The organism is Segeticoccus sp., assembly GCF_035708005.1.
In genome coordinates, this window is sequence record NZ_DASSTI010000174.1 from 19,226 (window position 1) to 31,451 (window position 12,226).

Below are 12,226 nucleotides of genomic sequence, written 5' to 3' on the forward strand. Positions count from 1 at the left end.
CGGTCCTGCGCGCGTCGGCTCAGCGCGCGACGACCCCACCAGCACAGGAGCACGACCGCAGCACCCACGACCACGTCGAGCAGCCAATGGTTGGCGGTGGCGACGACATCGACGGCGGTGACGCAGGGGTAGGTGACTGCCGCCACTCGCCACCACCAGCGCCGCACCATCGTCAGCGCCACCAGTGCCACCCACACCGCCCAGCCGACGTGCATCGAGGGCATCGCGGCGAGCTGGTTCGCGAGCTCGCCGGAGCTGCTCAGTGCCGAGTCGTTGTCCCACCAGCCGTAGGACGCGTAGGCGATGAGGGTGTCGACGAACCCGGCGTGGGGCACCAGCCGCGGCGGCGCCGTGGGGAAGCTCACGTAACCGACGAGCGCCACGACGTTCGCGGCGATGAGCGTGTCCCGGGCGACCACGAAGTCCTGCCGGCTGGCCCGCAGCTTCGCCCAGATCAGCGCCGCCGGGGTCACCGCCCAGTGGAACAGCGAGTACCAGACGCCCGAGGCCACCGCGAACACCGTGTGCGCGGACACCCAGCGATTCAGGTCGAGCTCGACCGCGAGGTGCACGTGCCGCTCCGCCGCCCACAGCTGCGCCGCGTGCACCTGCGCCGTCACCCACCGTGGCGGCAGCAGGTGGATCACGAGTTGATAGAGCCCGAAGAGCACCCCCAACGCCGGCAGCTCCAGCCACCGCCCCCAGCCCGAGGTCGCGACTGCACGCTCCGTGGCCGCCCCCGGGTGGTCCCCGGCCACCAGCTCATCGCTTCGACTCACGTCCGCCACGCTAGCGTCGCCCTCCCCCTGAACTGCGGAACTTCGGAACTGCGGAACTGCGGAACTGCGGAACTGCGGAACTGCCAAGAGGTCTAGAGCAGGCGCCGGCCCATGGCCCACGCGGTCAGCTCGTGCCGCGAGGACAACTGCAGCTTGCGCAGCACCGAGGAGACGTGCGTCTCGACCGTCTTGACCGAGATGAACAGCTCCTTGGCCACCTCCTTGTACTGGTACCCGCGGGCGATGAGCCGCATCACCTCCCGCTCCCGGGCGCTCAGCCGGTCGAGCTCCTCGTCGACCTCGGCCACCTCCCCGGCTGCGGCCCCGAACGCGTCGAGGACGAAGCCGGCCAGCCGCGGGCTGAACACGGCGTCGCCGTCCGCGACCCGTCGGATCGCGCGGCTGAGGTCGTCCCCGCTGATGGTCTTGGTCACGTAACCCCTGGCGCCCGCCCGGATGACCGCTATGACGTCGTCGGCCGAGTCGGAGACCGACAGCGCGAGGAAGCGCACCGGGCCGCCGGCCGCTGTGGTGACGCCCGCGCAGCCGCTGATCACGTCGCTGCCGCCGCGGCCGTTGCCGCCGGGAAGGTGCACGTCGAGCAGCACCACGTCCGGACGGGTGTCGCGCACGACGGCGACCGCGTTGTCGACGTCGGCGGCCTCACCCACGACCTGCAGCGCCGGGTCGAGCTCGGCCTTCACGCCGGACCGGAACATGCGGTGGTCGTCGACGAGGACGAGGCGGATCGGGTCAGTCACGGACGTGCTCCTCGGTCGGTTTCGGTGCGGTGGGTCTCGCTGGGGTGGTCGGGGCGGTCGGCAGGGTCAGCGACACCTCGGTGCCGTCCTCGAGGCGGCGCACCTTCGCCGTCCCGCCGTGGCGTTCCATCCGGCCGAGGATCGACTGGCGCACGCCGAGCCGGTCCTGCGGCACGTCGGTGAGGTCGAACCCCGGCCCGTGGTCGCGCACGAACGCCTCCACCCGGTCGGCCCCCACCTCCAGGTATGCCGACACCGGCGGCCTGCCGTGCCGGGTCGCGTTGAGCAGGGCCTCCCGGAGGGCACGCACCAGCGCGGTCCCGTGCTCGTCGAGCGGCCGGTCCCCGGTCGCGACCAGGTCGACGGGCACCCCGGTCAGGTCCTCCACCTCGTGCGCGACCTGCGTGGCGGAGGAGGCGAGGGTGGACTCGGGACCGGCGGGTCCGCCATACAACCAGGAGCGCAGCTCCCGCTCCTGCGCGCGGGCGAGGCGCACGACCGACGCGGGGTCCTCGGCGCGACGTTGGATGAGGGCGAGCGTCTGCAGGACGGAGTCGTGCAGGTGGGCGGCGATGTCGGCCTTCTCGGTGGCGCGGATGCGCTCGGTCTGCTCGGTGCGGTAGTCGTTCCACAGCCGGAGCACCCACGGGGCCATGAGGAACGCGACCCCGGCGAGCACGGCGAGCGCGGCCACGCCGGCGTCCCAGAGCCCGGCCAGCCCGCGCCCCTGGGTGGCGAGCGCCACCAGACCGACCACTGCGAGCGCGACACCGATGCCCAACCGCACCAACGACTCCCGCCGCTGGCCGGGGCGGGCGAACAGCCACCGGTCCCGTTCGGCGTCGTCGAGCCGGGACCACGCGAGGACCGCGCCGGTGCCCACTGCGAGCAGCGGGATGAGCAGGCCGAGACGCAGGTTGACGCCCTGGACCTGCAGGTACAGCGCGAGGCCGACGACGACCAGCGCGAGGCCGATGAGGACGTTGCGCATGGCCTCCTCGCCGGCGCCCGAGCGTGCGGTGGTCGTGGTGCTCAGCGCCTCTCTCGGGGGTCGTGCCTCCCCCGTGGTGGAGGCGCCTGCGGTGGTCGGTCCTCCCGTGCTGGTCGGCGCCGTACGGTGCGGCGGCGCGGGAATGGCGAGTGCGGCGGTACCGGTCGGGGTCAGCGCCCACAGGAAGGCGTAGACGACCAGACCCGCTCCCGCGACCAGGGCCGCGACGACGAAGCCGAGGCGGACCACCTTGACGGGCACGCACAAGTGCTCGGCGACGCCGGCGCACACCCCGGCGACCCACCGTCCGTCGGGCGGCCGCACCAGCGGCGGCCGCGACGGCTGTCCCGTGCTGTCCATGGCCCTATCCTCGCTCACGCGAGGCGCCGTTCCGACCCTCCTCGGGGTCGTCCGGGCACCTTTCAGGGGCACCCTCAGGGGTCGTTCAGGGTCGACCCTCATGGCAGCGCCGCGCCGGCTCCCGCAGGCTGGTGCCATGACACAACCACCGACCTCCGGCACGCCGGGCACCGGCTACCGGGAAGACCCACCCACCGGAGAGCCGTCTTGGCTGGACCGGTTCTGGGGTGGCCTGCGCGGGCTCGGTCTGCACCGACGCCGCAACGACAAGTGGCTGGGCGGCGTGTGCTCGGGGCTCGCCGACCGCCTCGGCATCGACCCGCTGATCACCCGCGCCGCCTTCATCCTGCTCGGCCTCATCTTCGGGTTCGGCGTGACGCTCTACCTGGTGGCGTGGGTGCTGCTGCCGGACACCGAGGGCGAGATCAGCGCGGAGCGGGCACTGCGGGACGGCGACGCCGGATCGGTGGTGCTGCTCGTCATCGCGGGACTCGTGCTGTTCAGCGGGTTCCCTTGGTGGTGGGGCAACTGGGGCAACGGCGTGCCGTGGGGCGGCCTGGTCATCCTCGGCCTCATCGTCTGGTGGGTCTGGGCCCACGCCCACGGCCGCGCCCCGGGCCAGCCCCGGCGCGGCGAGACCGCCGAGGAGTGGGGCCGGCGCGTCGGCGACCAGGCGGCCCAGTGGGGTAAGCGCACCGGTGACCGCGCCGCGCAGTGGGGGCAACGAATGGGTGACAACACGGCCCAGTGGGGCCAGCGGTTCAGCGAGCGGACCCAGGAATGGGGTCACGCGCCCGCCGGCCGCGAGCCCGGGGCGGGGCCGAGTGCACCGACGCCTCCGCGAGGGCCGCAGGGGGCCCCCGCGTGGGAGCCGGCACGTCCGGCGCCGGCAGTGCTGCCGCGCCGCCCGCGTCGCCGCTCGGTCGGCTTCCTCGGCCTGGTGGTCGCCGTCGGGCTCGGACTGGTGGCCTACGGCGGGGTGCAGTGGGCCAACGACTACTACGGGATCCCGGGCAACGCCTGGTCCGTCGGCATCGCCGCCGCGCTGGGCGCCGTGGGGCTGTTCCTGCTGGTCGCCGGTCTGGCGGGGCGCAAGGGCGGCTTCGTGAGCTTCGTCGCCGGTGTCGGGATCATCGTGGCGCTCGTCGCGAGCGTCGCTCCCCGGAGCATGTCGTTCAGTCCCGAGGTCACCAACCGGACCTGGGCGCCGACGACGCTGACGACCGACGCGAACTACTCGCTCGGCGCCGGTCAGGGGGTCCTCGACCTCAGCAACGTGCCTGCCGACTCGCTGCGGAACCGGACCGTGCACGCCTCGGTCAACATGGGCGAGCTGCGCGTCATCGTGCCCCACGACGTGACGACGGCCGTCGACGCCCACGTCGGCGTCGGCAACATCCACGTGCCGACGAGCGTGGCCGCCGGCTCCGGTCAGGGCACCGACAACGGCGGCGTGAACGCCGACCGACGGCTGACCGTCGGCAGTGGGCCGACCGAACTGACCATCACCGCGGACGTGGGCATCGGCTCCGTCCGGGTGGAGAAGGAGTGACCATGACCGAGCAGGACCGACCGGAGGAGCGCCTCCCGCACGATGCCGGCGACGAGGTGCCGACCGAGCGGATCGAGCTGCCCTCCCGGATGGAGGCCCCGACCGAGCGGATCGAGGCGCCCGCCACATGGGCCGAACCCCCGACCGAGCGGGCGCGCGGCCCCCACGCCCCGACGATCCTCATGGCACTCGTCTGCCTCGCGGTGGCGGCGCTGGCGATCGCCCGTCAGGTCACCGGCTTCGTCGGCCTCACCTGGTCCGGCTCGGGCCCGGCGGTCATCGTCGGCGCCGGTGTGGTGCTGCTGGCGGTGGGTGCGCTGGGACTGCTGCGGGACCGTCGGGAGCCGCACCAACGCTGACGCAGCGATGCGGTCACAGCAGGCCCAGCTCGACGAGCGCGGCGCGCCAGCTGTCCGACATCGGCAGGGCGGCCAGTTCGGTCGGCGGCACCCACGCCGCCGACCGGGTGGTCCCGCCGACGTCGTTGAGGACGGGGTCGCTCGGCCGCGAGCAGCGGGCGCGGTGGATCAGCCGGACGGCGTGGTAGTCCTCGGCCCGCCCGCCGGGCGCTCGGCCCACCCAGTGCTGGCTCTGCACGAGGAGCAGCTCCCCGACCTCGACCTGTTGGTCGGACTCCTCCCAGACCTCGCGCGCCACGGCGTCGGCCGGTTCCTCGCCGGGGTCGATCCCGCCACCGGGCAGGGCCCACGTCCCCGGCGCATTCGTCCGGTCGGACGCCTCCGACATGAGGACGCCCCATGGGCTCTCGACAACCGCGTAGGCGGCCACCCGCTGGAAGACCACGAGCCGCTCCCCCTCATCGAGCACGAGGTCCGCGTCCCGCGGGACCGCGCCACCGGCGAGGTCAGCCTCGGGCGGCTCCTCCCGCTCGGCCACGTCGCCGACGGGCCGGACCTGGAAGCGCAGCCGCAGCAGGCGGTGGGCGTCGGGCGACTGCTGCGCCGAGCGGACCCGCACCACCGCCCAGCCCAGCGCGTGCAGCACGTCGACGGGGTCCGCGCCGTGGGGCAGCGGTGAACGCGCCCGCACCCGGCCCTGCTCGTCCTCGGCCACCAGCTCCACGCCTGGCGGCTGGTCGGGCACCGACCTCATCGCCGGACCGTCCCGCGGCGCACGGCTGGGTGGGCGATGGCGCGTTCGTACTCCCCCTCCGCCAGGTCGAGGACGTGCGGCCAGCTCTGTGCCGGCGGCACTGTGCTGTTGTGCCGGCGGAACCGCGCCCGCAGGTCCGGGTCGGTCACCAGTTGGGCGGCCTGCGCCGCCATCGCCTCGTCGTCCGGCGCGAGCAGTCCGCCGACGCCCGGCTCGACGAACTCGCTGATCCCGCTCTGGTGCCTACCCACGACCGGCAGACCGGCCGTGCGCGCCTCCAGTGCGGCGATCCCGAACGACTCCATCAGCCCCGGCGCGAGGTAGAGGTCCGCCGCCGCGTACCGCTGGTGCAGCTCCGCACGGGTGACCCGGCCGGGCAGGTGCACCCAGGCCGCCATCCCGTGGCGTTCGGCATACCGCTCGGTGCGGGCGCGCTGGGGCCCTTCGCCGAGGACGTCGAGGCGCAGCGGCACCGACTCGGGCACGAGCTGGCGCACGCGACGCACGATGTGCAGCAAGGGAATCGGCCGCTTGCGGGCCGCCAGCCGCATGGCCGAGACGAGCCGCACCTCCCCCGCCGGCGGTATGCCGGCACGCGGGTGGGTGCCCTCCCTCACCTCGGGTGCCCAACGGTCCACGTCGATCCCGTTGGGCAGCACGGTGACCTCGCCGGCGTCGCCGAGGACCCGCTGGACCGAGGCGGCCGCGACCTGCGAGACGGCCGTCATGGCGACGCCCTCGCGCGCCCAGCGACGCAGCCGGGGAAGCAGCCGGAACGCCGGTTCGCTGACGCCGAGCATGCAGTGCCAGGTCATCACCGTCGGCAGCCGGAGCCGGTGCGCCACCCGGGCCGCGTCGGTCGCGAACGGGCTGACGACGCCGGTGTGCACGTGGGCGACGTCGAATCCGCCCCGGCGCAGTCGCCGACCCAGCTCCGGCGGCGCCAGCGGGTTGACGGGCAGCTCGAACGGCAGCCGCAGCGCCAACCGGTGCACCGGGACGCCGTCGAGGCGGTCGATGACACCGTGGCGCTCCCCGTTCGGGCCGGGCGCGGCGGTGAAGACATGCACGTCGTGCCCCCGCTGACGCAGGCGCACGGCGAGGTCGTGCACCTGCACCTCGATGCCTCCCAGCCTGGGCAGGTAACAATCGGTGAGCAGGGCGACCTTCACGGGGCCCAGCCTCGCACGGACCCCGGCCGCCACAGTGGGTTGGGGAGCACAGCAGCCACGAGAGGAGGGACATGGGACGGACCCTGGTGACGTTCCACGCGCACCCGGACGACGAGGCCCTGCTGACGGCGGGGACGATGGCGCGAGCCGCGGCGGAGGGACACCGGGTGGTGCTCGTGGTCGCCACCGACGGTGACCTCGGCCTGACCTCGCAGCTGTATGCCGGTGACGGTCACCTCGGTGCCCACCGACTGGAGGAGCTGCGCCGCAGTGCGACCGCGCTGGGGGTGGCCCGGGTGGAGCACCTGGGCTACGCGGACAGCGGAATGGTCGGGGAGATCCGCCCCGACCCGCCGGGACGGACGCGGTTCGTGCGCGCGGGGATCGACGAGGCCGCGGGGCGCCTCGCCGAGATCCTGCGTGAGGAGCGCGCCGACGTGCTGCTGAGCTACGACCAGCGGGGAGGCTACGGCCACCGCGACCACGTGCACGTGCACCGCGTCGGAGCACGGGCGGCCCAGCTCGCCGGGACGCCGCGTGTGCTGGAGGCGACGGTGCCACGGGACACGATCTGCCGGGCGCTGCGGCTGGCGGGGCGCGTCTACCGGTTCCCGCCCGAGTTCGACCCCACCTCGTTCGAGCAGGCCTACAGCCCGCGGTCGGCCATCACCCACCGGATCGACGTGCGACGGTTCGCCGGCGCCAAGCGCGCGGCGATGCGGGCCCACGCCTCCCAAGCTGCCGTGGACGGCGACGCGGACCGCACACTGGCCGCCTTCCTACGGATCCCGCGGCCGCTCTACGACGTCGTGTTCGGCCGGGAGTGGTTCATCGACCCCTCGCTCCCGGCCGGCAGCCGCATCCGCACCGACGTCTTCGCGGGGCTCCCGTGAGGAACGAACCGACCTCCCAGGAGCCTGGCTCGGCACCGTTCGGCCGCCCCTCGGTGCGCCGCGTCGTGCAGGTCGTCCTCGGTCTCGCACTGGCCGGTGTGCTGCTCGGCGTCGCCCTGCCCCGTCTCACCTCGACGTCGTGGGGACATGTCGCGGACACCATCGGCACCGTCGGGCTCCCCACCGCCGTGGGCCTGTTCGTGCTGATGCTCGCAGGGCTGTGGGCCTACACGTTCACCCTGACCGGGTCGCTGCCCGGCTTGACGCACCCCCGAGCACTCGTCGTCAACGTGGCCGGCTCTGCGGTCGGCAACCTGCTGCCCGGCGGAGGGGCCGCCGGGGTGGCGGTGACCTACCTGATGTGCCGCTCCTGGGGTTTCAGCCGGCGGGACATCTCCACCTCGATCATCGTCAGCGGCGTCTGGAACATCCTGGCCCGGGTGGCGCTGCCGGTGGTCGGGTTGGCGGTCCTGATCGCCTCCCCGGTGAGTCTCCCGTCAGCAGTGGTGCGAGGGGGTCTCGTCGGCGCCGTCGGCGGGGCGGCGCTGCTGGCCGTGTTCGTCGGGGTCGTGGCCTCCGAGGCCACCGCCAACCGGGTCGGACACGCCCTGGACGTCGCGTTGACGCCGCTGTCCCGCCGGCTGCGCAAGGGCAAGGACGTCAACATCGACGCCCTCATCGCCGACCTGCGCCGCCGGATGGCCAGCGTCGTGCACACGGGGTGGGCCGCCATGACCGGCGGCCTGGTGGGGTTCTTCGGGCTGTACTTCCTGCTCTTCTGGCTCTGCCTCGCCGCCGTGGGGGTGCACCTCTCGCCCGCGCAGGTGTTCGCCGCCTACGCCGTGGGCCGGCTGCTCACGGCGGTCGGGATCACCCCCGGCGGACTCGGCTTCACCGAGACCGGGACGGCGCTGGTGCTCACCTCGTGGGGAGCGCACCCGACCGCGGCAGTGGCGGGGGTCGTGCTGTTCTCGCTCTACAGCCACCTCGCCGAGCTGCCGCTCGGGGCGCTCGGGTGGTTGGCGTGGGCGGTGGGCCGCCGGCGCCGGGCCGGTCAGTCCGACCGCCGCCCCACCCTCGTGCGCTGAGGCGGATGCTGCCCCGTCCCCCACTCCGACCTCGGCCACGTGCCGACTTCTGCACCCTCTCCCGGCCGGGCCCCGGGACCACCTCGGCCGCGTGCCGACTTCTGCACCCTCTCCCGGCCCGGCCCCGGGACCACCTCGGCCACGTGCCGACTTCTGCACCCTCGCCCGGCCCGACCCCGGGACCACCTCGGCCGCGTGCCGACTTCTGCACCGCGAACCGGCCCGGCGCGCCGTCAGCCGACCAGCCGCTTGACCTGGCGGGTGCGGGCGGTGTCGGCGATCGTGTCGTCGACCTGCGCCGGCTCGAAGTCACGACCGAGGGCTCGGCGGACTGCGGCGGCGATGAGTGCGTCGGCGAGCGCCGGGTTGGCCGGCAGCACCGGACCGTGCAGGTAGGTGCCGTGCACCTGTCGTGTCACCGCACCCTCGGTGCGGTCGTTCCCGTTGTTGCCACTGCCGTGGCGGACCCTGCCGAGCGGCCGCTGCCCCTCACCGAGAATCGTGGAACCCGAGTGGTTCTCGTAGCCGACGACCTCGCCGTAGTCCGTCTCGAGCACGACCGGCCCGATCATCCGCTTGGGGTTGCCCCTCGTCGTGACGTCGAGGATGCCCAAGCCGGGCAGGACCGTCCCCTGCACGGTCGTGAAGGACCGGCCGAACAGCTGGTAGGTCCCGCAGACCATGAGCATCGGGGTGTCGTCCTCGGCGAGGGCCCGCAGCAGGTCGGCGTTGCGGGCGAGGTCGTCCTCGACCCGGGCCTGCCCGGAGTCCTGCCCTCCCCCGCCGACGACCAGGTGCGCGTCCTCGGGGAACGGGTGGCCCGGGTGGTGCTGGCGCACCTCGGCCTCGTAGCCGTGCCAGCGCAGTCGCGAGGCCAGGCAGCGGGTGTTGCCCAGGTCGCCGTAGATGCTCATCTCCCGCGGGTAGAGGTGCACGACGTTGATCCGGCCCTTGCTCGTCATACCGCCGATCACTCCTCCCCGAACCCGGCCAGTCCGTAGCGCGCTGCGAGGTTGCGGCGCAGCCGCATCATCGCCGTGTAGGTGCAGAAGATGCGCTTGGGCTCGTCCCGGTATGCCGTGAGGAACCGTTCCAGCGCGCGGTCCAACTCGGGCTCGACCTCCTGGACGGGCACGTCGTCATACTGCAGCCGCAGCGCCATGTCGTAGGCGCGCACACCGCTGGTCAGCGCCACCCCGCGTTCCCGGAGGCTGGCGAAGTCGACATCGTAGAGCCAGGACACGTCGCGGCCGTCGGCGTAGTTGTCGTTGATCGCGATCATCGACGCGACCGGCGTCCTGCCGTAGGTTCCGAGGGCCACGGTGAAGCCGGCCGGGTTCTTGACGAGGACCAGCTCCAGCGGCTGCCCGTCCGCGTCGATGACCTCGCCGCGGCCGAAGGGCGGGGTGACCTCGCGCAGCGCCTGCTCGGCCGAGTCGGCGCGAAAGCCACCATCGAGCAGCAGCCGGGCCGTGGTCGTCGCCGCGGTGGCGTTGATCATCGCCGCCAGGCCGCGTTGGCGCAGCTCCAGCGGTCCGACGTCCTTGCCGTCGCCGAACCGGATCCGGAAGGTGCGTTCGTCCTCGGGGGCGAGCAGCCCGGTCGAGGGCTCCGGGTCCGGTGCCTGGGCCGGGTCGTCGAAGCGGACGTCGGCCTCCTGCAGCTCGGGCAGCCGGTCGGCGATCGACGGATCGACGCCGAACCAACGCACCGCGACGCCGGGGTCGAGCTGGTCGCGGACCCGGGCGATGAAGGAGTCGTCCATGTTGAGCACGACCCCGGTCGTCGTGTGCTCCGCGAGCGAGCCGAGCAGCTGCGCGGTGTGGTCGATCTCCGCGAACCGGTCCAGCTGGTCGCGAGCGACGTTGAGCAGCAGGGTGTGCGTGGGCCGGACCGTCGCCGCGAACCTCAGCGCGTGCGCCTCGTCGAGCTCGAGCACCGCGACGTCGGCGTCCAGCCGCCCCGAGAGCGGCAGCTCGCTGATCATCGAGGAGATCACCCCGCGGGTGAAGTTGCTGCCGGTCGGGTTGGTGAAGACCCGCAGTCCGTGCCCACGCAGGATCGCCACGAGCATCCGGGTCGTGGTGGTCTTGCCGTTCGTGCCGCTGACGACGACCACGCCCTGCGGCAGGTCCGCGAGCGCGTGGGCCAGGAAGGCGGGATCGACCTTCTCCACGACCAGACCGGGCAGCGCCGATCCGCCACCGCGCAGCCGAGATGCCACCCGCGTGGCCTTCCCCGCCGCGACTGCTGCCGAGCTCCTGAGGGTCCTGAGCACGCGGCAACTGTACGTGAGGATCGTCGCCACCCCTGGTGGTGGCGTGCAGCGGCGCGGGCCGCGTGGAGCTCAGCGTTCTCCCAGCAGGGTGGCGTTCGACGACAGGTTGCCCCTTCACCTCTCCATCGCTCATCCTGCCGCTTTCGGCCTGACGGGCCCCTCGTTCGTCAACCCCAGGAGCGGTCCACCGCGTAGCCGAAGGCGCCCAGCACGGCAACGCACGCGACACCGATGGCGCCCAAGGAGGCGGCGGCCAGCAGCAGGTCGCTGCTGCCACGGCTGGGCCGTACGCCCCACGAGACGACGAGCGCGCCGACAGCACCGGCGCCGGCCAACGCCGCCACGTGGTGGGTCCCACTGTGCAGCCTCGGTCGTCGCAGCCGCTCCCAGACGAGGGGCACGAGGAGGGCGAAGCCGCCCCAGACCGCGCACACCGCCGTCGCCGCCAGCACGTCGCTCGGCCGGTGCCAGCGGGCGATCACCGTGCCCGCGCCGACCAGGGTCGCGGCCAGGGCTGCGCCCAGGGTGACCAGACCGCGCAGCCTCGCCGGGGCGACAAGCACAGCGGCCATGGCCAGGGAGAGCACCGCCGTCGTGTGCCCGCTCGGCAGCGAGTTCTGGATGCCGAGACCGAGCAGGTCCGGTCGGTGGATGACCATGTACTTGAGCACCTGAGTCGTCACGTTCGCGCCCGCGACCAGGGCGAGCGCCGTCAGCGCCAGCGCGATCCGCCGTTGGACGAGGGCCACCAGGCCGCACACGAGCAGCACGGCGCCGACCGTCCCGATGGACACCATGCTCATGGCCTCGACAAGGGTGTGCACCGTCGCCGGCGGGCCGCTCACGGCATACCGCGCGGCCTCGTCCCAGCGCTGCCCACGTGCGGTGCCCACGGCCACGTGGACCAGCACCACCACCGCGACCACGCCGCCGACGACCAGGGCGGCCGCGGTGAGCCACACCTCCCGTGTCGTCCGGGCGCGAGCGCGCACCTCAGTCAGCAGCATCGAGTCACCAGGTCATCCCACCGGCTCACCAGGTCATCCACCCCTGGGTCCGGCGCAGCCGCTGCTCGGCCGCCTCGTGGTCTCCGCGGCGCAGGGCGCTGCGCGCCAAGGCGCGGGCGCGGCGGTGCCAGGTCCGGCGGTACACCTTGGTCTCCGTGTCATACGGACGCGGCGGCTCCGCTCGGTCGGTGCGGGACATGTCCCGATTGTCTCAACCATCCGAGCGTCGGGC

General features: G+C 73.5%; 12 protein-coding genes and 1 pseudogene. 4 read left to right on the forward strand and 9 right to left on the reverse strand.

From position 1 onward, the window contains the following. Window positions 1-47: 47 nt before the first annotated feature. From VFL99_RS16520 to VFL99_RS16530, 3 genes and pseudogenes are all read right to left on the reverse strand, one after another. Window positions 48-899 (reverse strand): annotated as a pseudogene (locus tag VFL99_RS16520) (phosphatase PAP2 family protein); the annotation flags it as partial. After that, a complete protein-coding gene (locus tag VFL99_RS16525) occupies window positions 872-1,540 on the reverse strand; it encodes a response regulator transcription factor (RefSeq protein WP_325107453.1) in 669 nt (222 codons plus the stop codon). The gene VFL99_RS16525 and the pseudogene VFL99_RS16520, both read right to left, overlap by 28 nt. Further along, entirely contained in the window at window positions 1,533-2,891 is a 1,359-nt protein-coding gene (locus VFL99_RS16530) for an ATP-binding protein (RefSeq protein ID WP_325107454.1), read from the reverse strand. Before VFL99_RS16530 ends, VFL99_RS16525 begins: the two co-directional genes overlap by 8 nt. A gap of 136 nt (window positions 2,892-3,027) precedes the next feature. Between VFL99_RS16530 and VFL99_RS16535 the strand changes: the two genes are divergently transcribed. Both VFL99_RS16535 and VFL99_RS16540 read left to right on the forward strand, forming a co-directional pair. Beyond that, on the forward strand, window positions 3,028-4,443 hold the full coding sequence (locus tag VFL99_RS16535; protein WP_325107455.1) for a PspC domain-containing protein: 1,416 nt from the start codon (window positions 3,028-3,030) through the stop codon (window positions 4,441-4,443). 2 nt (window positions 4,444-4,445) lie between these two features. Continuing rightward, window positions 4,446-4,802: a hypothetical protein gene (locus VFL99_RS16540; protein ID WP_325107456.1), complete on the forward strand. Its 357-nt coding sequence runs from the start codon at window positions 4,446-4,448 to the stop codon at window positions 4,800-4,802. 13 nt (window positions 4,803-4,815) lie between these two features. Here the strand turns inward: VFL99_RS16540 and VFL99_RS16545 are convergent, their stop codons facing one another. After that, a complete protein-coding gene (locus VFL99_RS16545; protein WP_325107457.1) occupies window positions 4,816-5,556 on the reverse strand; it encodes an NUDIX hydrolase in 741 nt (246 codons plus the stop codon). Next, window positions 5,553-6,728, reverse strand: coding sequence for a glycosyltransferase (locus tag VFL99_RS16550; protein WP_325107458.1), 1,176 nt, complete (start codon window positions 6,726-6,728; stop codon window positions 5,553-5,555). Before VFL99_RS16550 ends, VFL99_RS16545 begins: the two co-directional genes overlap by 4 nt. 71 nt (window positions 6,729-6,799) lie before the next feature. Between VFL99_RS16550 and VFL99_RS16555 the strand changes: the two genes are divergently transcribed. Continuing rightward, a complete protein-coding gene (locus VFL99_RS16555; protein ID WP_325107459.1) occupies window positions 6,800-7,621 on the forward strand; it encodes a PIG-L family deacetylase in 822 nt (273 codons plus the stop codon). Continuing rightward, window positions 7,618-8,709, forward strand: a complete 1,092-nt coding sequence (locus tag VFL99_RS16560; RefSeq protein ID WP_325107460.1) for a lysylphosphatidylglycerol synthase transmembrane domain-containing protein — start codon at window positions 7,618-7,620, stop codon at window positions 8,707-8,709. The genes VFL99_RS16555 and VFL99_RS16560 overlap by 4 nt, the downstream gene beginning before the upstream one ends. A 233-nt stretch (window positions 8,710-8,942) precedes the next feature. Here the strand turns inward: VFL99_RS16560 and VFL99_RS16565 are convergent, their stop codons facing one another. From VFL99_RS16565 to VFL99_RS16580, 4 genes are all read right to left on the reverse strand, one after another. Continuing rightward, complete coding sequence (locus VFL99_RS16565; protein ID WP_325107461.1) at window positions 8,943-9,671, reverse strand: type 1 glutamine amidotransferase; 729 nt, start codon at window positions 9,669-9,671, stop codon at window positions 8,943-8,945. A gap of 8 nt (window positions 9,672-9,679) precedes the next feature. Further along, entirely contained in the window at window positions 9,680-10,987 is a 1,308-nt protein-coding gene (locus VFL99_RS16570; protein WP_325107462.1) for a MurT ligase domain-containing protein, read from the reverse strand. A gap of 167 nt (window positions 10,988-11,154) precedes the next feature. Further along, on the reverse strand, window positions 11,155-11,994 hold the full coding sequence (locus VFL99_RS16575) for a phosphatase PAP2 family protein (protein ID WP_325107463.1): 840 nt from the start codon (window positions 11,992-11,994) through the stop codon (window positions 11,155-11,157). Between the two features lie 25 nt (window positions 11,995-12,019). Then, complete coding sequence (locus VFL99_RS16580) at window positions 12,020-12,193, reverse strand: hypothetical protein (RefSeq protein WP_325107464.1); 174 nt, start codon at window positions 12,191-12,193, stop codon at window positions 12,020-12,022. Between the last annotated feature and the right edge of the window lie 33 nt (window positions 12,194-12,226).